The sequence below is a fragment of the Bradyrhizobium sp. JR3.5 genome (assembly GCF_054057015.1).
The window spans coordinates 2,550,690-2,576,148 of the sequence record NZ_JBSRYV010000002.1 but is presented as its reverse complement, the minus strand read 5'-3'; the positions used below and the strand labels follow the sequence as shown (position 1 = coordinate 2,576,148).

General features: G+C 64.7%; 21 protein-coding genes, 1 tRNA gene and 3 pseudogenes. 18 read left to right on the top strand and 7 right to left on the bottom strand.

Annotated elements, in window-relative coordinates:
• The first annotated feature begins 27 nt into the window (after positions 1-27).
• Genes ACVWW1_RS29195 through ACVWW1_RS29185 form a run of 3 tightly spaced genes read left to right on the top strand, consistent with a single transcriptional unit; the run spans position 28 to position 3,070 of the window.
• Entirely contained in the window at positions 28-1,182 is a 1,155-nt protein-coding gene (locus ACVWW1_RS29195; RefSeq protein WP_456658288.1) for an 8-amino-7-oxononanoate synthase, read from the top strand.
• The gene (gene bioD / locus ACVWW1_RS29190) at positions 1,179-1,811 is read left to right on the top strand and encodes a dethiobiotin synthase (RefSeq protein WP_456658287.1); all 633 of its coding nucleotides are present in this window, start codon (positions 1,179-1,181) and stop codon (positions 1,809-1,811) included. Before ACVWW1_RS29195 ends, bioD begins: the two co-directional genes overlap by 4 nt.
• Positions 1,808-3,070, top strand: coding sequence for an adenosylmethionine--8-amino-7-oxononanoate transaminase (locus ACVWW1_RS29185; protein ID WP_456658286.1), 1,263 nt, complete (start codon positions 1,808-1,810; stop codon positions 3,068-3,070). The genes bioD and ACVWW1_RS29185 overlap by 4 nt, the downstream gene beginning before the upstream one ends.
• A 118-nt stretch (positions 3,071-3,188) precedes the next feature.
• Here ACVWW1_RS29185 and ACVWW1_RS29180 read toward each other — a convergent pair whose 3' ends face one another.
• The gene (locus ACVWW1_RS29180; RefSeq protein ID WP_456658285.1) at positions 3,189-4,496 is read right to left on the bottom strand and encodes a hypothetical protein; all 1,308 of its coding nucleotides are present in this window, start codon (positions 4,494-4,496) and stop codon (positions 3,189-3,191) included.
• A 300-nt stretch (positions 4,497-4,796) separates the two neighbouring features.
• Between ACVWW1_RS29180 and ACVWW1_RS29175 the strand changes: the two genes are divergently transcribed.
• The gene (locus tag ACVWW1_RS29175; protein ID WP_456658284.1) at positions 4,797-6,206 is read left to right on the top strand and encodes an MFS transporter; all 1,410 of its coding nucleotides are present in this window, start codon (positions 4,797-4,799) and stop codon (positions 6,204-6,206) included.
• Here ACVWW1_RS29175 and ACVWW1_RS29170 read toward each other — a convergent pair.
• Positions 6,203-7,105, bottom strand: coding sequence for a LysR family transcriptional regulator (locus ACVWW1_RS29170; RefSeq protein ID WP_456658283.1), 903 nt, complete (start codon positions 7,103-7,105; stop codon positions 6,203-6,205). The two genes, ACVWW1_RS29175 and ACVWW1_RS29170, sit on opposite strands and share 4 nt — an antisense overlap.
• A gap of 96 nt (positions 7,106-7,201) precedes the next feature.
• Here ACVWW1_RS29170 and ACVWW1_RS29165 point away from each other — a divergent pair, with 96 nt between their 5' ends.
• The 7 genes and pseudogenes from ACVWW1_RS29165 (at position 7,202) to ACVWW1_RS29135 (ending at position 11,706) form a co-directional block, all read left to right on the top strand.
• Entirely contained in the window at positions 7,202-7,891 is a 690-nt protein-coding gene (locus ACVWW1_RS29165; protein WP_456658282.1) for an HAD family hydrolase, read from the top strand.
• A pseudogene (locus tag ACVWW1_RS29160) lies at positions 7,891-8,160 on the top strand (CoA transferase); the annotation flags it as partial. The gene ACVWW1_RS29165 and the pseudogene ACVWW1_RS29160, both read left to right, overlap by 1 nt.
• A gap of 28 nt (positions 8,161-8,188) precedes the next feature.
• Positions 8,189-9,130: a CaiB/BaiF CoA transferase family protein gene (locus ACVWW1_RS29155; protein WP_456660699.1), complete on the top strand. Its 942-nt coding sequence runs from the start codon at positions 8,189-8,191 to the stop codon at positions 9,128-9,130.
• A gap of 25 nt (positions 9,131-9,155) precedes the next feature.
• A complete protein-coding gene (locus tag ACVWW1_RS29150) occupies positions 9,156-9,503 on the top strand; it encodes a PaaI family thioesterase (protein ID WP_456658281.1) in 348 nt (115 codons plus the stop codon).
• 254 nt (positions 9,504-9,757) lie between these two features.
• Complete coding sequence (locus tag ACVWW1_RS29145; protein WP_456658280.1) at positions 9,758-10,570, top strand: pentapeptide repeat-containing protein; 813 nt, start codon at positions 9,758-9,760, stop codon at positions 10,568-10,570.
• 121 nt (positions 10,571-10,691) lie between these two features.
• Positions 10,692-11,162 (top strand): aminoacyl-tRNA deacylase, encoded by a 471-nt coding sequence (locus tag ACVWW1_RS29140; protein ID WP_173640024.1) that lies wholly within the window; start codon positions 10,692-10,694, stop codon positions 11,160-11,162.
• Between the two features lie 124 nt (positions 11,163-11,286).
• Positions 11,287-11,706 carry a CBS domain-containing protein gene (locus ACVWW1_RS29135; RefSeq protein WP_176534763.1) on the top strand — a complete coding sequence of 140 codons (420 nt, stop codon included), beginning with the start codon at positions 11,287-11,289 and terminating at the stop codon, positions 11,704-11,706.
• Between the two features lie 76 nt (positions 11,707-11,782).
• On the opposite strand, the gene ACVWW1_RS29130 is transcribed toward ACVWW1_RS29135, so the two are convergent.
• Positions 11,783-11,859 (bottom strand) — tRNA-Arg (locus ACVWW1_RS29130).
• 131 nt (positions 11,860-11,990) lie between these two features.
• On the opposite strand from ACVWW1_RS29130, the gene ACVWW1_RS29125 reads away from it, so the two are divergent.
• Positions 11,991-13,070 (top strand): LLM class flavin-dependent oxidoreductase, encoded by a 1,080-nt coding sequence (locus ACVWW1_RS29125; RefSeq protein ID WP_456658279.1) that lies wholly within the window; start codon positions 11,991-11,993, stop codon positions 13,068-13,070.
• A gap of 106 nt (positions 13,071-13,176) precedes the next feature.
• The gene (locus tag ACVWW1_RS29120; RefSeq protein WP_456658278.1) at positions 13,177-14,217 is read left to right on the top strand and encodes an alpha/beta fold hydrolase; all 1,041 of its coding nucleotides are present in this window, start codon (positions 13,177-13,179) and stop codon (positions 14,215-14,217) included.
• Between the two features lie 24 nt (positions 14,218-14,241).
• Here the strand turns inward: ACVWW1_RS29120 and ACVWW1_RS29115 are convergent, their stop codons facing one another.
• Positions 14,242-14,646: a YccF domain-containing protein gene (locus ACVWW1_RS29115; RefSeq protein ID WP_212312132.1), complete on the bottom strand. Its 405-nt coding sequence runs from the start codon at positions 14,644-14,646 to the stop codon at positions 14,242-14,244.
• 264 nt (positions 14,647-14,910) lie between these two features.
• On the opposite strand from ACVWW1_RS29115, the gene ACVWW1_RS29110 reads away from it, so the two are divergent.
• Complete coding sequence (locus ACVWW1_RS29110; protein WP_456658277.1) at positions 14,911-15,549, top strand: carboxymuconolactone decarboxylase family protein; 639 nt, start codon at positions 14,911-14,913, stop codon at positions 15,547-15,549.
• A gap of 223 nt (positions 15,550-15,772) precedes the next feature.
• Here ACVWW1_RS29110 and ACVWW1_RS29105 read toward each other — a convergent pair.
• A pseudogene (locus tag ACVWW1_RS29105) lies at positions 15,773-17,546 on the bottom strand (putative bifunctional diguanylate cyclase/phosphodiesterase).
• Positions 17,547-17,759: 213 nt separating this feature from the next.
• Positions 17,760-18,722: a sensor histidine kinase gene (locus ACVWW1_RS29100; protein WP_456658276.1), complete on the bottom strand. Its 963-nt coding sequence runs from the start codon at positions 18,720-18,722 to the stop codon at positions 17,760-17,762.
• A 175-nt stretch (positions 18,723-18,897) separates the two neighbouring features.
• On the opposite strand from ACVWW1_RS29100, the gene ACVWW1_RS29095 reads away from it, so the two are divergent.
• On the top strand, positions 18,898-19,743 hold the full coding sequence (locus ACVWW1_RS29095; protein WP_456658275.1) for an SDR family NAD(P)-dependent oxidoreductase: 846 nt from the start codon (positions 18,898-18,900) through the stop codon (positions 19,741-19,743).
• A gap of 21 nt (positions 19,744-19,764) precedes the next feature.
• Positions 19,765-20,784 carry an adenylate/guanylate cyclase domain-containing protein gene (locus ACVWW1_RS29090; RefSeq protein ID WP_456658274.1) on the top strand — a complete coding sequence of 340 codons (1,020 nt, stop codon included), beginning with the start codon at positions 19,765-19,767 and terminating at the stop codon, positions 20,782-20,784.
• A gap of 368 nt (positions 20,785-21,152) precedes the next feature.
• Here ACVWW1_RS29090 and ACVWW1_RS29085 read toward each other — a convergent pair whose 3' ends face one another.
• The gene (locus ACVWW1_RS29085; protein ID WP_456658273.1) at positions 21,153-22,394 is read right to left on the bottom strand and encodes an LLM class flavin-dependent oxidoreductase; all 1,242 of its coding nucleotides are present in this window, start codon (positions 22,392-22,394) and stop codon (positions 21,153-21,155) included.
• A 269-nt stretch (positions 22,395-22,663) separates the two neighbouring features.
• On the opposite strand from ACVWW1_RS29085, the gene ACVWW1_RS29080 reads away from it, so the two are divergent.
• On the top strand, positions 22,664-24,070 hold the full coding sequence (locus tag ACVWW1_RS29080; protein ID WP_456658272.1) for an MFS transporter: 1,407 nt from the start codon (positions 22,664-22,666) through the stop codon (positions 24,068-24,070).
• A gap of 210 nt (positions 24,071-24,280) precedes the next feature.
• Positions 24,281-25,457, top strand: a pseudogene (locus ACVWW1_RS29075) (extracellular catalytic domain type 1 short-chain-length polyhydroxyalkanoate depolymerase).
• Positions 25,458-25,459: the final 2 nt, after the last annotated feature.

The following is a 25,459-nucleotide window of genomic DNA, read 5'->3' as shown; positions in this document are numbered from 1 at the left end:
GACCAACCACCATCCTGAGAGTAAAGCATGAGCGCAATCCATGCGGCCAAGGCCGCTGATTACGCCGCGGCCTTGCGCGCCCTGAGCAAGGACGATCGGCTGCGCGGTCTGAAGCCGCGCGCGGGCATCGATTTCGTGTCGAACGACTATCTGGCGCTCGCGAGCGCGCCACGCATCAAACAGGCCGTGTCGGCCGCGCTCGAGGCAGGCACGCCGATCGGCGCCGGCGGGTCGCGCCTGTTGCGCGGCAATTGCGAAGAGCACGAAAGACTGGAGGCCGAGGCCGCCGCGTTCTTCCGCGCCGAGACCGCGCTGTTCTTCGGCACCGGCTATGTCGCCAATTTCGCCGTGCTGACGACGTTGCCGCAGCGCGGCGATCTGCTCGTACTCGATTCGCTGGTGCACGCCAGCATCCATGAAGGCGCGCGGGCCGGTCGGGCCGCGTTCCGCTTCAGTGCGCACAATGATCCCGGGTCGGTCGAGGACACCATCCGCGGCTGGCGCGCCGAGGGCGGAACGGGCCGGGTCTGGATCGTGGTCGAAAGCGTCTACAGCATGGACGGCGATGCCGCGCCGCTCGACGACCTCATAGCCCTCGCCGAGCGGCACGACGCGTTCCTGATGGTGGACGAGGCGCATGGCACCGGCGTCTACGGCGAACAGGGGCGGGGGCTGACGGCGCCCTATGAAGGGCGCGAGAATCTCGTGATCGTGCATACCTGCGGCAAGGCGCTGGGCGCCGCCGGCGCATTGGTCACGGCCTCGACCGTGCTGCGCGACTTCATGGTCAATCGCTGCCGCCCGTTCATCTTCGCCACCGCGCCGTCACCGCTTGTGGCCGTCGCCGTGCGTGAAGCACTCCTGATCCTGCGAGAGGAGCCCGAGCGCCAGCAGCGCCTCGCAAAGCTGGTTGCGTTCACGCATCGCGAACTCGATCTGCGCGGTCGGCGCAGTCCGTCGCGCTCGCAGATCGTGCCCTATCTCGTCGGCGACAATGCGCGCGCGATGCGGCTTGCCTCAGCGTTGCAGGCGCGCGGTTTCGACATCCGCGGCATCCGCCCGCCGACCGTGCCGGCGGGCACCGCGCGGCTGCGGATTGCGCTGACCCTCAATGTCGACGAGGACGACGTGCGCGCGCTGATCGATGCGCTCGTCGAGGAAACGAAGGGCTGGTCGCGATGATCAGCCGCATCGTGGTGACCGGCACCGATACCGGGATCGGAAAGACGATCTTCTCCGCAGGCCTTGCCGGTTTCCTCGGCGCAAGCTACTGGAAGCCGGTTCAGTCCGGCCTTGAGGAAGAGACTGATGCACAACTGGTGGCGCGGCTTGCAGGTCTTGCGGCCGATCGCATCGTGCCGGAGCGTTACCGGCTTCGAACGCCGGCTTCGCCGCATCAATCCGCCGCGATCGACGGCGTGCGCATCGATCCTGCTGTGCTCGACGTGCCCGACACGGGGGACCGGTCGCTGGTGATCGAGGGCGCCGGCGGACTGATGGTGCCGCTGAATGACGACACGCTCTTTATCGACATGTTCGAGCGGTGGCGGCTTCCGGTCGTGCTCTGCGCCCGCACCGCACTCGGCACCATCAATCATTCGCTGCTGTCGGTCGAGGCGTTGCGCAAGCGCCGGATCGTTACTCTCGGGATCGCTTTCATCGGCGAGAGCAATCCCGAGAGCGAGCGCGCCATCTGCGAGATCGGGCAAGTCCGCCGGCTGGGCCGGTTGCCCTGGCTGTCTCCGCTCGCGGCAGACACGCTGCAAGCGGCCTTCAACGCTTCGTTCCGCCGCGACGATTTCAACCCATGACATCAGCTCGGAAATCGCCGATCTGGCACCCGTTCACCCAGCACGCGCTGCACGATCAGATGACCAGGATCGTGCGCGGGGAGGGCGCCTATCTCTACACCGCGGATGACCGCCGGATCATCGATGCGATCGCATCCTGGTGGGTGGTGACCCACGGCCATTGCCATCCACATATCGTACGCGCGATCCAGAATCAGGCGGAACAGCTCAACCAGATCATCTTTGCCGGCCATACCCACGATCCGGCCGAAGACGTTGCCGCGCAGCTCCTGAAGCTGGCGCCGCGTGGCCTCGACTATGTGTTCTTCTCCGACTCCGGATCGACCAGCGTTGAAGTGGCGCTGAAGATGACGCTCGGCTACTGGCACAATATCGGCGTGCCGCGCACGCGGATCATCGTGATGCAGCACTCCTACCACGGCGACACCGTAGGCACGATGTCCGTCGGCGCGCGCGGCGTCTTCAACAAAGCTTATGAGCCGCTGCTGTTCGACGTCGTGTCGATCCCGTTTCCGGCCGCCGGCCACGAGCAGGCGACACTCGATGCGCTCGAAGCCGCGTGCAAGACGGAAACCGCGGCCGCATTCATCGTCGAGCCGCTGATCCTGGGCGCGGGCGGAATGCTGATGTATCCGCCCTCGGTGCTGAAGGAAATGAAGCGCATCTGCGAGACCTCCGATGTGCTGTTCATTGCTGATGAGGTGATGACCGGCTGGGGCCGCACCGGCACATTGTTCGCGTGCGAGCAGGCCGACATCACGCCGGACATCGCCTGCTATTCGAAGGGCCTCACCGGCGGATCGCTGCCGCTCGCAGTGACGCTCTGCCGCGCCGACATCTACGACGCGCATTATTCCAGCGATCGTTCGCGAACCTTCTTCCATTCGAGTTCCTACACGGCGAACCCGGTCGCCTGCGCCGCCGCAAGGGCAAACCTCGAACTCTGGCAACGCGGCGCGGGCGAGCGCACAGCCTCGCTCGCCGCGATGCAGGAGCGACTGATCGCACCATTCCGCACCGACACACGATTTGAAAACGTCCGCCGCACCGGGACCATCACCGCGCTTGACCTGAAGGCAAGCGATGCCGGCTATCTCGCAGGCATCGGCCCAAAACTTCAGGCCTTCTTCACGCGTCGAAACCTGCTGCTGCGCCCACTCGGCAACACGGTCTACGTCATGCCGCCCTACTGCGTGACGGAGGCTGATCTCGTTGAGATTTATGCCGCGATCGCGGATGCAGCTGACGAGCTGGCCTGACGGTACGCCTTGCGCGCCTGAAATCCCGTGACTGACGATTTGCATCGCGTGCCGTTCTGCGCGCGATGGGTTCCCAAGTGAAATCGGCGTGCCGTTGCGGGCACGCCGATGAGCTGGATCACGCGTGCCTGTGTGGCGCCGGCCTCGCAGCGGGATGCTGCGGCCGTGGCGCGGGATGAGGCCGCGGAGCCGGCCGCGACACATGCGGTGCTGCGGGCCGGGGCGGCGGCCGGTGCACAGCCGCTTGCGCGACGCGCGGCGCCGGCGGATGCGCGGCCGGGCGTGGCGCCGCTGGTGCGTGCTGTGCGATCTGCGGTCTCGGCGCGTGCACGGCTGGCGCTGCGACGTGCGGTGCCGGAGCGGGATGGTTGACGGCGACAGGCGGAGCGTGTCCCGTCGGCAGCGCGTGTGCAGCCGGCGAAGCGCTTGCCGCAGGCAAGGCGTGTCCCGTTGTCGATGCATGTGCCGGCGGGAGCGCGTTTCCGGTGGGCAAAGCGTGTCCTGTCGTCGTTGCCTGTGCCGTCGGCAGCGCGTTTCCGGAAGGCAGGGCGTGCCCCGTCGGCGATGCGTGTGCAGCCGGCAGAGCGTTTCCGCTCGGCAGAGCGTGTCCCGGCGGCAGGGCATTTCCTGTCGGCAGAGCGTGGCCTGTGGTGGATTGCGCATGATGAGGCGGCGGCGCCGCGACTGGCTTGCCCGGGTGCGCGGCGATCACGCCGGCGCCGCTGAACCGTGCCGCGTGCGGGGTCGCGGCGATCGCCGGATGACCGTGGTTGTTGGCGAGCGTCAGCGCCGGATCCTTCATCGCCGCTTCCGCGTGCCGGGTTTGCTCGGCGGTCGCAGCCACATGGCGCTCGTTCGAGGCGGCGAGCTGTTGCGGCGTCGGCCTCACCGTGGTGCCGCCGGTGCCGCCGTTGTAGCTGACGTTGGTCGTGTTGTTGATGACGGTCTTGTTGTAGACGTTGGTGACCGAGACATTCGAGATGTTGTTGACGGAACTGTTGTAGAAGAAGTTGCCGCCGCGCCAGTAGCCGCCCTCATAGCCGATGCCGGTGTAGCCGAAGCCATAAGAGATGCCGCCGTAGAAACCGACGGTCGCTCCCCAATAACCGGCGTGGAACGCGTAGACGCCATCGTTCCAGCCCCAATAGCCGGGCGTCCATAGCAATGCAGGCGCGGGCGGAAGCACCCATGTGCCGGGAACCCAGTAGTAACCGATATCGTCGCTCCACGCCCAATAGCCGGGAGTCCAGATGTAGCCGTCGCCTGGGATCGGCGGCTGTTCGTAGGCGGGCAGTGGCGGCGGTGCTGCATCGACGCTGATGCCGATGCCGATGCCGATGGCGAGCTGCGCGCGCGCAGCGTGCGGTGGTGAGAGACAGCAGAGGCTGAGAGCTAAGGCGAAAGGCAGTCCGGCGATGCGGCGCATGGCACATACTCCAATCTTCTTCCCCCAGCGTTGGAGCTGAATAGTGGCGCCGACATGAACCCGCTGTGAATGTTTGTGCTGACATCGTGATTTCGCGATCGCGCTTCGATGGAAGCGTTAACGACAGCGAGTGCAAGTCAGCTCGGTGTCAGGATGGAACGCGATCCGTGCGGTTTCGGCGGCTTCATCACTGCGCCAAATAGTCGAATTTTTGTTTTGAATTGGACGGCGCCCCCCTGCGCGTCATCAATCGGTGATCGGAGCATCCGGCTCGCACAAGGCCGGGCAGGGAGGTTTGGAATGGCGCGATCCGCCGACATCGACATCAACGCGGGCGCGCGCCTCGACAGGCTGCCGATCTGCGGATTCCACTGGCGCATCCTGGCCCTGATCGGCGCCGGCATGTTCCTCGATGCATTCGACATCTATCTCGCCGGCGGCGTGCTGGGCGCAGTGCTCAAGGAAGGCTGGTCGACGCTCGAGCTCAACGCGGCATTCGTCTCCGCGACCTTTGTCGGTATGACGATCGGTGCGTGGTTCTCCGGCATCCTCGGCGACCGCTTCGGTCGCCGCTTCTCCTACCAGATGAACCTTGCGATCTTCGGCCTCGCGTCGATCGCCGCTGCTTTCGCGCCCAGCATGACGGTTCTGATCGGTCTCCGTTTCATCATCGGCATTGGCCTCGGCGCGGAGATCGTGGTCGGCTACGCGACCTTGACGGAGTTCGTGCCGGCTGCTTCGCGAGGACGCTGGATCGGGCTTCTGGCCGTGATCACCAACTTCTCGCTGTTCGCGTCGTCCATGATCGGCCTGTGGGTGATCCCGACGCTGGGGTGGCGCTACATGTTCGCCCTCGTCGGCCTGCTCGCGATGATCGTCTGGTTCTTGCGCAAGTCGATGCCGGAATCGCCGCGCTGGCTGGCCGCCAACGGCCGCGCCGATGAAGCCGAGAAAATTTTATCCGCGATCGAAGCGGAGGCCGCGCGCAAGGGAGCACTGGCTCCCATCGCTGCGAGCGCCCCGGCGCAGGAATCGCCCGGCGCGGTCTGGCGCCTGTTCCAGCCGCCATATCTCGCGCGCACGCTGCTCGGCAGCCTGCTGCACATCGTCGTCGGCTTCAGTCTCTACGGGTTCATCGGCTGGCTGCCGACCTTCATGGTCAAGGGCGGCCACAGCGTGGTCTCTTCGCTGGGCTACACCACCGTGATGGCGTTGGGTGGGCCGGTCGGATCGCTGATCGGGCTCGTGCTGGCGGACCGGCTCGGACGCAGGCTCTCGATCGTCTGCTCGTCGATTGCGGCGGCAGTGCTCGGCATCGCCTATCCGTACATGGCGGATGGTGTTGCGCTCGCGGGCGTCGGCTTCCTGCTGGTCACCGCGATCTACGTCATGCTGGCGACCGGGTTCGCGATGCACGTCCCCGAACTGTTCCCGACGCGCTACCGGCTTCGCGGCACGGCAATCTGCGCCACGTCCGGGCGGATCGCGACCGCGCTGGTGCAGTACGTCGTGGTCGCGATCTTCGCCTGGCAAGGGTTGACCGGCGTGCTGACGACCCTGGCCGGCATCCTCGTGTTCCAGGCTGTGGTGTTTCTCGTGTTCGGATTCGAGACCAAGGGACGCTCGCTGGAGGACGCGTCGGCCGTCACGGAAGCCGAGGCAGGAAGCGAGCCGTCCATCGCGCGGAGGCCGGCGGACATCGGCGCCTAGCTCAGATCGGAGCACGCAGCCCTGAGCCGATCGCGGAGCCAGCCGTTGGCATTGCTCTGATCGTATCTGCGATGCCAGTACAACATCCAGTCGAAGGGCGCGGACTCGAACGGCAGTTCCTCCATCCGTAGGCCGTCGTCCATGAGCACGGCGGCGAGGTGCCGCGGCATCACCGCGAGCAGGTCGGTCTGCTTGAGAACATGAGGTACGACCAGCCAATGCGGCACGTTCAGCGCGATGCGTCTTCGATGGCCGCGTTCGGCGAGCACGTCGTCGACGAAGCGAAGGTCGGTCGGGCTCATCGAGACCTTCATGTGCTCCTGCGCGATGAAGCCGTCGAAGGTCAGCCGTCCGCGCTTGACCTGGTGACCGCTCCGCATCAGGCAGACCATGCGGTCGCGCAGCAGCGTCTCCGAACGGATCGACGCGGAATGCTCGAGGCCCATGCTGACCGCGACGTCGATCTCGTCCCGCTCCAGCGCATCGATCGTCAAGGACGGTGGCAGATGGATCGTGTTGTAGGATATCCGCGACTCCAGCGGCCGCGCTGCGGCGAGTCGCGGCAACAGCAGGCACGCGAGAATGTCCGACATCCTGATCGTGAAGGTGCGTTCGGTCCGGCCTGGATCGAAGCCGGTGTCGCTCGCCATCACGCGTTCTACCTGGCGCAGCACCTGACGCAGCGGCTCCGCCAGTTCGGTGGCGCGGGGCGTGGGCTTCATCCCGCTCGTCGTCCGCACCAGGAGTTCGTCCTCGAACATCGCGCGCAGCCGGTTGAGCGCGTTGCTCATGGCCGGTTGACTGAGGCCGACGCGGTCGGCCGCCTTGGTGACATGACGCTCGGTCAACAGTGCGTCCAACGCGACGAGCAAATTGAGGTCGATGGATCGGAGGTTCATGTCGTCATTCATATCGTGAATAGTGAGAGATCACAAATCCATTTCATCTATGGCAGTGCGGCGCGTATCCAATCGATCTGAACCAAGGAGGCACCAATGAATTCTGAGACGATCAAACGCGAAGTGAAGATCTGCATGTTCGATCAGTACGGCACGGTCGTCGACATGCAGGGCGGCCTGACCAGGATCGCGGCGCCGTTCCTTCAGAAGAAGGGCTGGAAGGGCGATCCGAATTCCTTCGTCACATGGTGGCGCCGCACGCATTTCGAGAACTCGATGATCGATGCGCTGCTGCATCGCGAGCACACGCCCTATCGCGAGATCGGGCATCGCGCGGTGTCGCACGTGATGGACCGCGCCAAGATCGACTACACGATGGATGACGTGCGTTATCTCGTCGGCGAGATCGAGAAGCTGGTGCCGTTTCCGGAAGTGCCGGAAGCGCTCACACGGTTGCAAGCCAAGTACAAGCTGGTGGTGCTCTCGAACGGCGATCCCGACATGCTCGAGACCGCGAAGCAGTATCACAAGGTCCCGTTCGATCGCGTGATCTCGGTGGCCGAGGCCAATTCGTTCAAGCCGCATGTCGCGACCTCATACGAAAGCGGCCGAGATCATGGGCGTGAAGCCCGCCGAGGTGCTGTTCGTCGCCAATCATGCCTTCGACTGCATCGGCGCCAAATCCGCCGGCATGCGGACGGCCTTCATCGACCGGCGCAGTCGCCCGTTCGGCATCACGCCGCACCAGCCCGATATCCTGGTGCCGTCGATGAAGGACCTCGCTGATGCGATCGTCTGATCGCGAACCGCTGTCGGGCATCAGGGTTCTCGACCTCTGCCGGGTGGTCTCCGGCCCCTTTGCCACGATGCAGCTCGGTGATCTCGGCGCCGACATCGTCAAGATCGAGGATCCGCGGCAGGGCGATGAAAGCCGGCGCTACGGACCGCCCTTCGTCGGCGGCGAGAGCGCATACTTCCTGTCGGTGAACCGCAACAAGCGTAGTTGCGCCATCGATTTGAAGTCGCCGGCGGGGCGCGACGCGGTGCTTGATCTTGCATCCGCCGCCGACGTCGTGATCGAGAATTTTCGCCCGGGGTACCCTCGACAAATGGGGCCTCGGCTTCGACGCGCTGCGCGCCCGCAGGCCCGACATCATCCTGTGCAGCATCTCGGGGTTTGGCCGCACCCGTGCGGACGCCGGGCGCCCCGGCTACGACCTGATCCTGCAGGGCGAATCCGGCGTGATGGACATCACCGGCGATCCGATTGGGCCGCCGACCAAGGTCGGCACCTCGATCGCCGATCTCGTCACCGGCCTGTATGCGTCGCATTCGGTGCTCGCCGCCCTGATGCGGAAGAGCCGGACGGGCGAGGGCGGCCGGGTCGACGTCGCCATGCTCGACGCCATGGCATCGCTGCTGACGTTCAACGCCGGCATGTACTTCGCCACGGGAGAAAGCCCGAGGCGCCGTGGCAACGTCCATCCGACCATCAGCCCGTACGAGCCGTTCGAGGCGAGTGACGGCTGGATCAATGTCGGGGTCGCAAACGACAAGTTCTGGGCAGCCTTCTGCGACGTCATCCACCGGCCGGACCTGCGCGAGGACGCGCGTTTCGCAACCGCCCCGAAGCGCGCGGCGAGCCGCAACGATCTCGTTGCGATCCTCGCCCCCATCTTCGCCGGCAGGAGTCGCGCCGATTGGCTACAGGCGCTGGGCGTGGCCGGCATCCCCTGCGGCGCGATCAAGTCGGTCGGCGAGGTCTGCGAGACGCCGCAACTCACGCAGCGCGGAATGGTCCAGACCGTCCACCATCCAGCTGCAGGAGATGTGAGGTTCATCGCGAGGCCGACGCGGTTCGGCGACGAACCGCCGGCACCTTCCACGCCGCCGCCGATGCTCGGCGAACACACAGGCGAGGTGCTTGCGGAATGGCGCGGCTGGACCGACGATCGGCTCGAGAGATTCGCCCTCGAAGGCGCGTTCGGAGACTTTGGACGGAGCTTCGTGCGATCGCCCAGGTGAGGATCGCAATCAAGTGAGTGTCGTCATGAGAGATATCGCCGAGGAGATCGCCTACCAGGGCGAGGCGTGCATCGTCTCCTTCGATGTCGTGACGCCGCTGTACAACCCGCAAGGCACGCTGCACGGCGGGGTTCTCGCGACCGCGCTCGACATCTCGATGGGGCATCTGGTCAACCACGTCGCGGGTGCCGGCACCACGCTCGAGATGAAGGTGCAGTATCTCGTCGCGGTGCGCGAAGGGCGCGTGACCTGTCACGCGACCTTCCTGAAGCGCGGCCGGAAGACCTTCTTCGTGCAATCCCAGGCATCCGCCGCGTCCGGCGAGCCGATCGCGCATGCCACGTCGACCTGGCAACTGCTGAGCCGAGGCTGAGAAGCGCGGCCGGTTCGCGTCGGCCCGTTGTCTCGCTGCCAAAACTGTCGGTTTCGCGGCGGAGCGGACCCCTGACGCGAATCTCCGATGTCGTGAAAGCACGACCTCCCGAAGCCCCGTTCCTTCGCACGAAACGGTCACGAGCATTGCCAGGATCGTGATCCGGTCTCATACTCTGAAGCTGGAAGCGCATCTCCACGGCGCGGCCGGAGCGAAGATGCGATAGGCGATACCTCAAAAGCGGAAAGACGGCGATGCGGTCTCATCTCGCATTTGCCCTTGTATCGATGGCGGCGCTGCTCGTTGATCCGATTGCCGCCATGTCGCAGGACATGTTGCGCAGCGTCGACCTCGACAGTCCCGAGATGACGACGTCGGAGATGACACGCGCCGAAGTCGACGCACTCCTCAAGGCCGTGCCTCAAGGGGACCGACGCAGCGCAGATTTGGAAGGAAAGCGGCTGTCGCACCTCGATCTCTCGGGCATCGACTTCTCCGGTGGCAACCTTCATCTCGTTAAGCTCAACCGAACCAACCTGAAAGCCGCGCGCTTCGATCGGGCCATAATGAACCAGGCTTGGCTCATCGACGCAGATCTGACGGGGGCGTCCCTCGTCAAGGCATCGCTGCTCGGCACGCAGATGCAGCGCGCCAAGCTTGGCGGCGCCGATTTGAGCGGCGCTCGCATCACCGCCGATCTATCCGGTGCCAGCCTGATCGGGGCCAAGCTCGCGGGCGCGGATTTGAGCGCCGATATGCGCAACCAATCGATGGGCCTGATGCGTGGCGTGCTCAAATCCGCCGATCTCCGGAATGCGGATCTGAGCGGCGCCAATCTTGCGCGCGCCGATCTCGAATTCGCGCATTTGCAGAATGCCAATTTGGCGAACTGCAACCTCAGCAAGGCTGACCTTGCGGGAGCCGATCTATCTGGCGCCAATCTCGCCGGCGCCGATTTCACCGAGACCGACCTTGCGTCGGCCCTCTTGCCGGGTGCGACCGCGCTGGCCGAGGCCCGCAATCTGGACAAGGCCCGGAACTTGGACCTGGCGCGGCGCCCAAACTAGCGATCGAATTGCAGTGTCCTGCAGCAGGGCTTATATTTTGCGTTGAGAACCACGCAGCCGCTCATCGTGCGGCAGGCAGGGACCACGGTGGATGGTTGCATGTCGCACCGGAGGTAACGCCATGACCATTTCTCCCACACTGCACAAATATCTCGCCGCCGAAAACATCGCGTACGACGAGATCCCGCATGTGCTGACGCTGTCGTCAGCCCTGACCGCCCAAGCATGTCACGTCCCGGGTGATCGCCTGGCCAAGGCCATTGTGTTGCGCCGCAATGGCGGCTACTTGCTCGCCGTGCTGCCGGCATCGCATCACCTCAGGCTGGCGGATCTGAGGGCGAGCTTCGGCGACGATATCGCCATGGCCGCTGAAAGCGAAATCGATCGGCTGTTCGCGGACTGTGCGCATGGGGCGGTTCCCGCCGCCGGCATCTGCTACGGGCTCGACGTCATTGTTGATGACAGCATCCAGATGCAGCCCGAGATCTATATCGAAGCCGGCGATCATGAGACGTTGCTTCATCTCGGTCGTGCGCAATTCGCGCGCTTGACCGCCGGTTCCCTGCACGGCCGCTTCAGTACGCACGACTGAGGGCATGATGCCGAGCCACCTGTCGCTGCGCCTTGACCGAGGCGCAGCACGCACGCATGCGGTCACGCCCGATCTGCTGTATAGTTGCAAGCGAGGGGGCTGCTGCCTTGCAAGGAGGTCCTCCATGAAGGTCAAGGATGTGATGCACAAGGGCGTCGATTGGGTCAGCCCCGATACCCCGATCACTGAAATCGCGAAATTGATGCAAGGGCACGACGTCGGGTGCATTCCGGTCGGGCAAGACGATCGTCTGATCGGGATGGTGACGGATCGCGACCTCGTCTGCAAAGGTCTTGCGAGCAAGGACTTCAACTCTACGCGCACGACAGCGCGCGATGTGATGACCGAAGGCATCCACTGCTGCCGGGAAGACGACGATCTGGCGAAAGCGGTGCATCACATGGAGACGCTGAAGATCCGCAGGCTGCCTGTCATCAACAAGAGCAAACGGATGGTCGGCATGGTCAGCCTGGGGGATATAGGCCACTTTGCCGGTGCCGATCTGATGTCCCAATACATGAAGGGCGTGTCGGCTCATCATTGAGGCGAGGCCGGTCTGCCGGAAACCGGCAGATCGGCCGGCACTATGGCCGGACATCGAAGCGGACAAAAAATCGAAGTGGCGCACCCGACACGATTCGAACGTGTGACCTTTGCCTTCGGAGGGCAACGCTCTATCCAGCTGAGCTACGGGTGCGTGCAGGCACCATTTAGCTGATTGGCTCCGGGTCGGCAACGGCGTTGTCCGGCCGGTTAAGGGCTGTAAACTGCCCTGCGCCATTATGACAGGCCTTGCGGAAAAAGGCTGTCTTTCGAGGGAGTTTGCCCATGCGTCCGCTGGAATTCGGCTGGTATCTGCCCACGCATGGCGACACCACGGCCTATGGGCTGATGGAGGCGCAGATCGCGGGATCGCCGGAACTCTGCGACCGCGTGGTCAAGGCGGCCGAAGACGCCGGGTTCGAATATCTCCTGATTCCGGTCGGCTCGGTGTGCTGGGAGGCCTGGATATCCGGCGCGTTCATGGCGGCACGCTCGGCGCGGATCAAGCCGCTGATTGCAGCGAGGCCGGGCTATATCAACCCGGTGCTGATGGCCAAGATGATCTCGACTTTCGACCAGATGTCGGGCGGGCGGATCTGCATCAACCTGATCGCCGGGCAGAACGAGAGCGAGGTCGAGGCCGAAGGCGTGCGCTACGCCAAGGAGGAACGCTACGCGTTGATGGAGGAGGAGGTCTCGATCCTCAAGGCGCTGTGGACGACGCGCGGCCCGGTCAACTTCCAGGGCAAGTTTCACACCATCTCGGGCGCGCATATCCGGCCGCGTCCGCTGCAGCAGCCGTTTCCAAAATTCTATCTCGGCGGCGGCTCGCGGCAGGCCTGGGAGGTGTCGGCGAAGCATTCCGACGTTCATCTGTTCTGGGGCGATCTGCCGGAGCGCATCGCGGAGAATATCGCCGTGATCCGGCGGATGGCGCGGGCGCATGACCGCGAGGATGCGATCGGCTTCGGCATGCGGCTGCAGGTGATCTGCCGCGAGAACGAGGCGGATGCCTGGGAGGCCGCCGACCAGCTGGTGCGCCACGCCACCGAGCGGCAGAAGCAGGAGATGAAGACGCTCTACGTCAGGTCCGAGGCCAACCAGCGCGTGCAACAGCTCGCGCGCGACTATGGCGACCTCTTGATGCCGCATCTGTGGACCGGGATCACCAAGGTGCGGCCCGGCGCCGGCATCGCTGTGGTCGGTAATCCCGCACAATGCGCCGCGACCTTGCAGCAGTTCATCGACGCCGGCTGCCACTCGTTCTGCCTGTCCGGCTATCTGCATGACGAGGAGGCCGAGCGGTTCGGCCGCCTGATCCGCCCGATCCTTGCCGCGAACAATCGCGGGCGGTTCGCCGCCTGAGATGCGGTCCGGAAGCTTTCCGAAAATTCATGGGTGAATCGGCGCCTGACGCGGCATGATCCAGCTTCATCGCATCGCGCCTGGCTGCGCTAACGGAGTTTGAACCATGCATCGTCAAGCTTGGCTTGCGGCACTGGCGCTGCTCGCCATGACGGCGGCTCACGCGCCGATCGCGTCGGCAACGCAGACGCGGATCGAGCGTGACCGGAAGCCGGTCAAGGAGATCGCCAGCGGTCGCATTGCCGTCGGCAGCGCAACGTTTCCCGTCTACCTCTCGGCCGACTGGTCCAATCCGCTGCCGGACGTCACCCGCGCGGTGCTGGTGCTGCACGGGGTGCTGCGCAACGCCGAAGACTATTTCCGCGCGGCGCTCAGCGCGCAGGCCGCGGCCGGCGATATCGGCAAGAGCACGCTGATGATCGCGCCGCAATTCTTGATCGAGCCCGATGTCGAGGCGTTCAAGCTGCCGGCGGAAACGCTGCGCTGGAGCCTCTATGGTTGGCAGGGCGGCGAGCCCGCGATCGCGCCAAGCCCTGCGAGCTCGTTCGAGGCGCTGGACGCCATCCTGGCCAGGCTTGGCGACCGCAAGCTGTTTCCCAACCTGAAGCAGGTCGTCGTGTTCGGCCATTCCGGCGGCGGCCAGGTGGTGCAGCGCTATGCGATCGCGGTAAAGGGCGACCAGGTGCTGCTGCGCGAGGGTATCGGCGTGCGCTACGTCGTCGCCAATCCGTCCTCCTACGCCTATTTCACTAAGGAGCGGCCGGAGCCTGCGATCGCGGCGAAGTGCGAAGGCTATAACAGCTGGAAGTTCGGCATGGACGACCGTCCGCCCTATCTCGCCGAGCCGACCCCGGCCGCGCTGGAGCAGGCCTATATCGCGCGCCGCGTGATCTATCTCCTGGGAGCGCTCGACACCAACCCCAAGCATCCCGCGCTCGACAAATCCTGCATGGCGGAAGCGGAAGGGCCATATCGCTATGCGCGCGGCCATTCCTATGTCGCAGCGATGCGAGCCCGCGACAACGGCACGCCGAACCACAGCGTGTGGGATGTGCCCGGCGTCGGCCATGAGGGCGGCAAGATGCTCAACTCGTCCTGCGGCCTGACCGCGGTGTTCGACATCCCGGGCTGCGAGGCGGCGCGCTAGGATTCCGCGACGTTGCGTAGCGCCTTACGCCGGCACGATCACCTTGCCGATCGGCCACAGCGCGATGCCAGCAAGCTTGAGATGCGCCCAGGCGAAGGGGATGCCGATGATGGTCACCGCGAGCAGGATCGCGGTGATCACATGGCCGATCGCAAGCCACCAGCCGGCCAGGATGAACCAGATCAGATTGCCGATCACGCCGAGCGGTCCGGTTCCGATATCGGACATGCCGGTGACCTCATCGCGCCGTACCGCACGCGAGCCGAATGGCAGCAGTGTGTAGACCGCGATGTTGAAGGCGGCGCGCGCCCAGGGCAGTCCGATGATGGTGACCGCCATGATCACCGCGGCGATCAGCCAGCCGAACGCCATCCAGGCGCCGCCGATCAGGATCCAGAGGATGTTCAGGAGGATAGACACAGGCTGCATGGCTGACACCTTCGCGCCGCTTCGGACGCCCCCAATATAGGCTGATGTTGGGCGTGGCGGTAGGTGCGGCCAAACGCGCGCCGACCTCGTTGCATCTCCCTCGATCGCGACTAGAGCATTTTCGGTTCTGATTGAACCGAAGCTCTAGATTCTTGTTTTGACGCGTTTTCTTCACGCGAACCGGGTCCACTTCGCTCGAAAACGCTCTAAGCTCGCGCGGTCGTGCAGGACACAAGAAGCCTGCATCGGAAAGGGAGAGCAACAATGAGAAAATTACTTGGGGCGGGCGCTCTGGCGGTCCTGGCGTTGGCCGCGCCGGCCGCGCGCAGCGAGGACGCTGTGCGGTTCGCGCCGCTCAAGGCCGAGGAACTGTCGCCGCCGCAAAAGGCCTGGGCCGACCTGATCAGCGCGCCGCCGCGCAACGCCAAGTTCACCGTGCCGCCCTACCGCGCCTATATCCGCAATCCCGATCTGGCACCGAAGCTGTCGAACCTGTCGGACTATCTGCGCTGGAATACCTCGCTGCCGGCGCGGCTCAGCGAAATGGCGATCCTGATCACGGCGCGGCACTGGACCGCGCAATACGAATGGTCCGCGCACTATCCGCTGGCGATGAAGGGCGGGCTCGATCCGAAGATCGCGGATGCGATCGCCAAGGGCACGCGGCCCGACGGCATGAAGGACGACGAGGCCGCGCTCTACGATCTCGGCATCGCGCTTTATCGCGACCGGAAGGTCAGCGACGCCGTCTACAAGGTCGCGCTGGAGAAATTCGGCGAGCGCGGCATCATGGATATCATCGGCATCATGGGCTACTACGACCTGGTCTCGATGACGTTGATCACGATGCAGGCCGGCTCCGCCAATGACAGCGTGCCGCCGTTGCCGGTGCTGGAGAAGTAGGGCGGTAGGTTTGTCGAGCCTTGGCCGCGACGGGACTGCGCTCCCTCGCCCCGCTCCTGCGGGGAGAGGGTTGGGGTGAGGGGTTCCCTCCACAGATTCGGTGGCAGATGGATTCGCGGTGACTCCCCCTCACCCGGATCGCATCTGACGATGCGATCCGACCTCTCCCGCGAGCGGGGCGAGGTGGCAAGCGGCGTCTGCTTGTTCGAAACGAAGCGGTCTTTTATCGCCGAAAGCCGCTGGCGCGCGAGTAGCTCTGGCGGCCTTCCTGGGCCGGGCGTGCCGCCATGCTGGCGCGCGCCTCGCTGGCGACCGGGGTCGCCGGCTTCAGGTCCTCGAGGAAGATCGGCTTGGCGAAGTAATAGCCCTGGGCGTAGCGGATCTTGGTCGCCGCCTGCAGATAGGTGAGCTCCTCGTAGGATTCGATGCCCTCGGCGATCACGGTCATGCCGAGCGCCTCGCTCAGCGATTCGATCGCGCGCAGGATACCCTGGCTGCGCGGGCGCTTATGGATGTCGGTGATGAACGAGCGATCGATCTTGATCTCGTCGGCGGTGATGTCGGCGAGCGCCGACAGCGACGAATAGCCGATGCCGAAATCGTCGATCGAGATGCCGACGCCGATGCCGCGCAGGATCGGCAGGATCTGGTTCCTGGAAATGCGACCGGGTCACGAACGCGTCCTCGGTCACCTCGATCATGAATCGTTTCGGGAAGCCGGTCTCCTCGATCGCGCGCGCGAAGCGGCGCATGAACTCGACGTTGGAGGCCTGCTTGGCGGCGATATTGATGCTGATCGTCGCCGTGGGGCCGAACGTGTCGTTGATCAGGTCGATTGACTTGACGATCTCCGCCAGCACCAGAAACGTCAGCTCGTCGATCAGGCCGAGCTCCACGGCGAGGTTGATGAAGGTGCCTGGCGCCTGGATCACGCCTTCGTCGTCGCGCAGCCGCACCAGCGCCTCGATGCCCTTGATCTCCTGGGTGCGGATATCGACCTTGGGCTGGAATGCGCAGCAGAAGCGCTTTTCCAGGATCGCGAGCCGCAGCGACTGCTCGATCTTCATCCGCGCCAGCGCCTCGCGCTCCATGCTGTTGTCGAAGAACGCGGTCGCACCCTTGCCGTTGTTCTTGACGCGGTACATCGCGATGTCGGCGTTCTGGCGCAGCGCCTCGTAGCTCCTGCCATGCATGGGGTGGAGGCTGACGCCGATCGAGGTCGAGGCGAAGATCTCGGAGTCCTCGATGAAGAACGGCGCCTTCAGCCGTTCCTGCATGACGTGGATGAATTCGGCGACCTCGTCGTTGCCGCTGATCGGGTTCAGCAGCAGCAGGAATTCGTCACCGGAGATCCGCGATAGGATATCGGTCTCGCGCAGCGCGTGGCCGAGACGCTTGGACAGCTCGACCAGCAGCGCATCGCCGATCGCGTGGCCGTAATAGTCGTTGATGTGCTTGAAGTTGTCGACATCGAGGAAGGCGAGCGCGAAATGGCTCTGCGCGGAGTCGCGGATCAGGCCGTTGACGCGATGCTCGATCACCCGCCGGGTCGGCAGGCCGGTCAGTTCATCGTAATAGGCCGAGCGGAACAGCTGATCCTCGAACGCCTTCTGCTCGCTGATGTCGGTCGAGGTCGAAATCAGGAGATTGCGCCCGGCGATCTGGACCGGCCGGTGCGCGGTGAGGAACACGTATTTGGATGCGCCGCAGGCGAGGACTTCCTCGAGCACCACCGGACGGCCGCTGCGCAACAGGTCCAAATTGGCGGCGTGGCGCTCGTCGACCGGCGATGGCTGGCTGGCGCCCGCGGCCAGCTGCAACTGGCTCGCTGCCGCTTCGTTCACCAGGATGAACTGGCCCTGCTCGTCCTGGACGGTCACGCCGGCCGGCAGCAGTTGGAGAAGATCGCGCAGGATGCGCAATTCATTGCTGGAACTGTCGTCCTGCCCGGTCGCTGCCGCGCCCGCCTGAAAATCGTTTTTGGTGAAACTATGCATGCGCCGACCTTGGCAAAGTCCGTTGTAGTTTTGGTTAAGCGGACTTGCGAAATGCCGTGACAGAATGAGACCCGGGCTGCTTTCGCAAGCCGTCGCGGCAATCGTCATTAACAGAGTATCAATGTCGGCATCGGCCGCCGATGAAAGCGATTGCGGCGCGCGCGGTTGCATCGGCACGCGCGAACAAAGCGCGTGTGCCGAAAAGCAGACTTATCAACAGCTGGGGAGATTGCACTGCATGGTGCAGTGAACACCGGTCTTCAGGTAACTGATCTCGGTCTTGCCGTCGAACGGCCGCAGCGCTGACTTCAACAGCTTGGTGCCGAATCCGGCTTCGCCGATGACCTCGACCACCGGTCCCTCGGTTTCGTCCCAGATCACGTTGAGACGCCCATCGTCCACCGTCCATGACACCTGCAGAAATCCGCGCGGCGAGGAGAAGGCGCCGTATTTTCCGGCGTTGGTTGCGAGCTCATGGAAGATCAGCGCCAGCGAGACGGCGAGCTTGGCGGGCAGGAACAATTGCTCGCCATTGAGATTGAACCGCACGTGGCCGTAGGGCCCGAGCTCCGAGCGCAGCAAATCCTTGATATCGCAACCATAGCCGTCGACCCGCGCGATCAGATCGTCGGTCGCCGCGAGCGCGCGGATACGATGGTCGATGCGCTGCCAGACATCGGGCCGGTCCTGTAGCGCTTGATGCAGGACCGCATGAATGGTCGAGGACTTGTTTTTCAGCCGGTGCTGTAATTCATCGACTACGATCTTGCGGTACTGCTCCTCCTCGATCAGCCGCTTGGAAACCTCGCGCTGCTGCGCGACCAGGGAACGGTAGTGCTCCACCCCCCAGATCGCGATGCCGCACACCACCCAGAAGATCATCAGCAGCGCAAAGCGCGCCGGGTCGGCGTGCGCGCTGCTGAAATTGAGCACGACGCCGAGCAGGCCGCTGGCCAGCGCGGTTGCGATCCCGATCCGGAAGCCGCCAAGGGCGGTCGCGAAGAACACCGCCGGGAAATAGGGCGTGAAGAACACGTCCGGCCTGATCTGGGCGAGCCCGAACCGGGCGGCCGTGGCCAAAACGAGACAGAGCACGGCGAAGCTGACCGCAAGCAGCAGCGATGGCTGCGCATCGCCCCGCCAACTCGCCCTGAAATCGTCGATCCACTTCACCATCGGTCGTTCCAGTTCACGTGAACAGGCGATCCAAAATAAGGCCGCTGCGACCGAAAAACCGCAGTTGTGGCCTTCTGGCCACAGGCGGACCTCGCCGGCCGTTAACCGCACCTGCGCTTGCGTTGTCAGGAGCGGCTGAGGAATATCCGCAACATCGAACGTCAGGGGGGTCGGCATGGGACGGCTGGACGGCAAGGTCGCGGTGATCACTGGGGCGACCAGCGGCATCGGGTTACGCACCGCCGAGATCTTTGTCGCGGAGGGCGCGAGGATCGTGATCGCCGGACGCCGCGCGCCAGAGGGCGAGGCACTGGCGCGCCGGCTCGGCGGCAACTGCATCTTTAGCCAGACCGACGTCACGGTCGAGCAGCAGATGCAGGCGCTGATCGCGCTTGCGGTGGAGAAGTTCGGCCGGATCGACTGCCTGTTCAACAATGCCGGCGGCCCGGCGCAGACCGGGGGTATCGAGGGCCTCGACGTCGAGCGGTTCGACGCCGCGATGGCAACCCTGGTACGCAGCGTCATGCTCGGCATGAAGCATGTTGCGCCCATCATGCGCCAACAGGGCTCCGGCAGCATCATCAACAATGGCAGCATCGCCGGACGGCTCGCCGGCTTCTCGTCGTCGATGGTCTACGGCGCCGCGAAGGCCGCGGTGATTCATTTCACCAAATGCGTGGCGATGGAGCTCGGCGAGTCCGGCATCCGCGTCAACTCGATCTCGCCCGGCGCGATCGCCACCGGCATTTTCGGCAAGGCGCTGGGGTTGCCGACCGAAGCCGCCGAGAAGACTTCGGCCGTGATGCGCGATGTCTACAAGGCGGCGCAGCCGATCCCGCGCGCGGGCCTGCCCGACGACATCGCGCATGCCGCGGTGTTCCTGGCGAGCGACGAATCGAGCTTCATCAACGGCCATGACCTCGTCGTCGACGGCGCCATGACCGGCGGCCGCAACTGGAGCCAGCAGCAGGCGGCGGGCTACGTCGCGCTGCGCAAGGCGTTCGATCAGGGGGCGGGGTGACGCCGTCACCGGGGCGGGAGCATGAACGCGAAGCTTGAACGCCGGCTGCGCTATCTGGTCGCCGTCATTGTCGCGGGCGCGGTGGCGAGCATCGGAATCAATCTCGTGCAAGGCCGTCATACGCTTGGGCCGCTGGTTGCGGGATTCGCTTATGCCTTCGTCACCTGTGTGGCGATCGGAGGGGTCGAACTCTTCATCCTTCAGGGCCCGATGATGGAACGGCTCAATCGCCTGTCCTTCGTCGGGCTTCTCGCTGTACGCAGCACGATCTACGCTGTCATCATCATCGTCATACAATTGCTCCAGGTCGGCGAACGGGTTGCCGGGTTTCCACTGCAAACCTCGATCGCGGATTTCGGTGTCAGCATCGCCTATTCTGCCGCGGTCTCTGTGCTGCTGAACCTGGGTTTCAGCATCGCCAATCTGATCGGCCCGCGCGTCTTCATGAACTTCGTCTCCGGCCGCTATCACTCCCCGGTCGAGGAGAACCGCTTCGTGCTGTTCGTCGATATCGCAGGGTCGACCGGGCTTGCCGAACGGCTCGGCGGCATCGGCATTCACCGCTTTCTCGATCGTACCTTTCGTCTGCTCACGGAATCTGTCGTGGACTATCGCGGCGAGGTGCTGAACTATGTCGGCGACGAAATCATTGTGACCTGGCCGGAACACCATGGGGCGATTGATTGCCGGCCGCTGCGCTGCTTCGTGGCGATGCGCGCAGCGCTGCGGAAGGCGGCGTCGCAATTCGAGCGCGAGTTCGGCGCGGCGCCGCAGATCCGGGGCAGCCTGCATTTCGGGCCGGTGATCGTTGGCGAGATCGGCGACATCAAGCCGGCCATCGTGTTCAACGGCGACGTCATGAACACCGCGGCGCGGCTGGAGGAGCTGAGCCGCAAGGTCGACGGCGGCTTCCTCGCCTCGCGCGCGGCAATGGCGCGCTTCGCTGTGCCGCCGCCGTTTCCGGTGAGCGATCTCGGCCGGCTTCCAATCCGCGGCCGTGTCGACGGCATCGATGTAGTGGGGATCGGGGCGGTGGCGTAGCCATTAACCTCTTACGCAAGCGGAGCGGCGACGCCGAGCTTCTACCTTTTGCTCGGAGCCCATGGGTGTGATCGGCACCCGGCTTTCCCTGCGCCCTCTCTGTGAAGCGGGTGTAAACAAAGGGCAAAGCTCGGACAGATCATGTCGCGAGAACGCGGAAGTATGACGCACCGGCCGCGCAACAAATTCGACGTCGTCCTGGCGAAGGCCAAGACCCATTACCCCAAATCCCAATTGTTGCGCGATGCTGGGGCCGCGATCCCGTTCATCACCGAGTGCAGTGGATATGGGTCCTGGCTTTCGCCAGGACGACGGTGTGGTGTTGCGCGACGTGCGTTACCTTCGCCCCTCGGGGCGAGGGTAGCAAATCACGCCTTCTGCTTCGCCGCTTCCTTTGCGAGGTCGGGCGCATTCACGGCCGGGATCGCGACGCGGCCGGTGCCGGTATGCTGAAGCGCGGCGGCGGCCTTGTCGTTCTGCATGATCTTGGCCATGACAGCCTGGCCGGCGCGTTCGAACACGGCGCGGTTGTCGATCACGAACTGACGCGACTTGCGCAGGCCGTCGATATAGCCGTTGATCTCGGGCACGACGTAGCGCGCGACCATGTCCCAGCTGCGGCAGGTGTTTTCGGGATTGGCCCAGTCATGGGCGAAGCCGATGATCGATCCGACGCCGCCGGAGACGTCGACCAGGTTCTTGATCATCTTGATCAGATCATCCGGCGTGCCGATGGTGGAGGCAGCACCTTCGACGAAGGCGGTCTTGTCGACGGCTTCGTCCGGCGAGGCGAACGCGGTCAGGCCCGGCCGCATCAAGGTGCCGACGTTATATTCGTTGTGCCAGCGCAGCAGCCCGGCGCCGGCCTCGCGCCGCGCCTGCTCGCGCGTCTCGGCGATGTGCCAGGACAGCAGCACGCGCCAGTTGGAACGGCTCACCGTGGTGCCCGCCTTCTTGGCGGCGTCCTCGGCGAATTGCCACTGCTGCGGCAGCGCCATCAGGCCCTGGGTCGACATCGAGCCGAGCGAAATGATGCCGATGCCGTATTTGCCGGCGAGCGTCATGCCGGACGGCGAGATCTGCGAGGCCACCACGAACGGCATGTCCTCCTGCAGCGGCAGGATCTGCAGCGCGGCGTCGTGCATCTCGAACCAGTCGGTCTTCGCGGTGACGCGCTCGCCGTTGAACAGGCGGCGGATCACCGCGATCGCCTCGTCCTGGCGGTCGCGTTGGGTCATCGGGTCGATGCCGAGCGTATGCGCGTCGGAGGCGAGCGCGCCCGGGCCGGAGCCGAAGATGGCACGGCCGCCGGTCATGTGGTCGAGCTGTACCATTCGCTGCGCGACGTTGAAGGGATGGTGATAGGGCAGCGAGATCACGCCGGTGCCGAGCTTGATGCGCTTGGTGCGCTCGCCGGCGGCGGCCAGGAACATTTCCGGCGAGGCGATCGTCTCCCAGCCCGAGGAATGGTGCTCGCCGCACCAGAATTCGTCGTAACCGAGCGCGTCGAGCTGTTCGACGAAATCGAGGTCGCGGCGGAATTGCAGCATCGGATGCTCGCCGATCGGGTGATGCGGGGCGAGGAAGGCTCCGAACTTGAGGCGCGCCATGGGTCGTTCTCTCCGGATTATTGTTGTCGGGGGCTTTCCGCCAACCTACGGGGTGGCCCGGTGCAAGGCAATGCTCCGGGGCTGCGGCGCCCGCATGGTTGTTGCGCAAATCGGCGGCGATTGCCGCCCTCCGGAATGTTTCCCAGCGCGTCAACGCAAATTGGAGCCGGGTCGAGCGTCTGTGATCCTCTACCTACCTCACAGGTAATCGAAGCGATGACCGGAATCTGCTGATGTCTGCCGCAACGTCATTTCGGGCAGGACAGGGCATGCACCAGATCGTATCGACGCGCGCGGAGACCTCCCGCCGCTGGTGGGTGCTTGCGATCGTCGTCGCCGCGCAGTTCATGTTCGGCGTCGATGCCTTCATCGTCAACGTCGCGATCCCGACGATCGCGGCGGAGCTGCACGCGACGCCGGCGCAGATCGAGGCCGTGATTGCGATCTACCTGATCGCCTATGCCACTCTGGTGGTCACCGGCGGCCGGCTCGGCGATATCCATGGCACCAGGAACGTGTTTATCGCCGGCGTCGCCGGCTTCTCGGTGACCTCGCTGTGGTGCGGTCTCGCGCAGTCCGGACCCGAGCTGATCGTCGCACGGCTGGCACAGGGCGCGACGGCGGCGCTGATGGTGCCGCAGGTGTTGGCGACGCTGCATCTGCTGTTCTCCGATGCCGCCCGTGCACGGGCGTTCGGCATCTACGGCATCGTGCTGGGGCTGGCCGGCGCGGCCGGCTTCATGCTCGGCGGCGTGCTGGTGACGCTCGATCTCGCCGGCCTCGGCTGGCGCGCGGTGTTCTTCGTCAACGTGCCGTTCGGCGTCATCATCATCGCAGCCGCGCTGAAGATCATGCCGACGGTGCCGCGCCGCGCCGGCACGCGGCTCGATATCCCGGGCGCGGTCGTGCTGTTTGCGGGCTTGCTGTGCCTGATCGGGCCGCTGCTGTTCGGTCACGATCTCAACTGGACGGCGTGGGTGTGGCTGGCGATGGCCGCAGGTGTTGCGATCATCGCGGCCTTCGTGCGTCTCGAACACAGCGTCGCGCGCCGCGGCGGCATGCCCCTGATCGACCTGTCGCTGCTGTCGGATCGCGCCTTCATGCGCGGCCTGGTCGCGGTGTTTTTCTTCTTCTTTGCCAACCTGTCCTTCTACCTGGTCATGACCATGTTCATGCAGCAGGGCTTGCAGATCCCGCCGTTGCAGGCCGGGTTGGTGTTCGTGCCGCTGGCGCTGACCTTCGTGATTGCCTCGCGCCACAGCGGCATGCGCGCGAGGCAGCGCGGCACGCTGGTGCTGATCGAGGGCTGCGCCGTGCAAATCGTTGGCCTCGCCGTGCTCGTTACGACGGTTCAGGCGATCGCATCACCATCGGCACTGCTGCTCGCGCTGGTGCTTGTCATCTTCGGCTATGGTCAGGGACTGGTGATGGCGCCGTTGTCGAGCGCGGTGCTGTCGAGCGTGAAGCCCGCCAGCGCCGGTGCCGGCTCCGGCATGTATGGCACGACGACGCAGATCGGTAACGCGGCCGGCGTCGCCGCGATCGGCGCGGTGTTCTTTGCGGTGGAGAGCGCAACATCAACGCATCTGGCGCTGTTTGCGGCATGCGCATTGTTTGGGCTGTCGATTATTATTTCAGCCGCATTTCTGTCATGGATGCGCCGTGCCACAGCGTGAATCCGCAGGGATCTGGCGCCGATTTTCGAAAAGTTCACGTTCGAGCAAGGTGCTACGGCAACTATTTCGATCGGTCCTCGGTGCGATCACGTGTTAACGCCGATTCTCACAATTCCGCAGGCAAAGACAGCACACGGCCTTTTCATTTTGCGGTGCAGCAATTATCTGGTCAGCTGACACAGAAGAATAAATCACCCTCAGGAGTTGCTGTTGTCCCTGGTCAACAACGTCGAATTTTTGCGTCATCTGCCCAAGATGAACGCGTTCAGCGGCCTCGGCGCGCTTGCGCCGGCCGTGCCGACGCCGCTCGTCGAGACGACCGAATTCGGCGTCAACCCCGGCGATCTGAAGATGTTCTCGTTCGTGCCCCCGCAGCTTGCGCGGTCGCCCGCGCTCGTCGTGGTGCTGCATGGCTGCGGCCAGACGGCTGCGTCCTATGATCTCGGCGCCGGCTGGTCGACATTGGCGAAGCATTACGGCTTTGCGTTGCTGATGCCTGAGCAGCAGGCCGTCAACAACGGCAACACCTGCTTCAACTGGTTCAATCCGCAGGACATCGCGCGCGGGCAGGGTGAAGCCTGTTCGATCCGGCAGATGATCGCGCACATGGCCGGCGCGCATCAGATCGATCCGCGCCGCATCTATGTGACGGGACTGTCCGCCGGCGGCGCGATGGCCTCGGTCATGCTCGCGACCTATCCGGACGTGTTCGCGGCCGGCGCCATCATTGCCGGCCTTCCGTTCGGCGTCGCCACCGATCTGCGCGAAGCGCTGCATGCGATGATGCATGCGAGCGCACTGTCCGCGCCCGAACTCGGCGGTTTCGTCCGCAACGCGTCCACGCATGACGGCGCATGGCCGAGGCTTTCGGTGTGGCATGGCAGCGCCGACCGCACCGTACATCCCGGCAATGCCGATGCGATCGTCCGGCAGTGGCTCGACGTTCACGGCCTGCCGCTGGCGGCAATGTCGAAGGCGGATGTCGACGGCCATCCGCGCGAGGTCTGGTGGAATGCCGACGGCGAAACGCTGGTCGAATCCTTCAGTATCACCGACATGGCGCATGGCACGCCGCTCGGGCTCGCCGACAATGACGAGCGCTATGGCGTGGAGGGCGCGATTTCTGATCGAGGTCGGGATTTCCTCGTCGTATCACATCGCGAGCTTCTTCGGTCTGACCGACAAGGTCCGTCAGCCGCATATCGCGCCGACCGGAATCCCGCGCGAGCGCGCTGACACGATCTCGATGACGATCCCGGTGCCTGCGGCCGAGCCCGAGGCAGTATCCGGCCGCAAGAGCGACCGGCCGCGCAAGCGACGGAGCAAGGGTGTCGACGTCGGCGCCGTCATCACGCGGGCGCTGACCGCCGCAGGCCTGATGAAGTAACG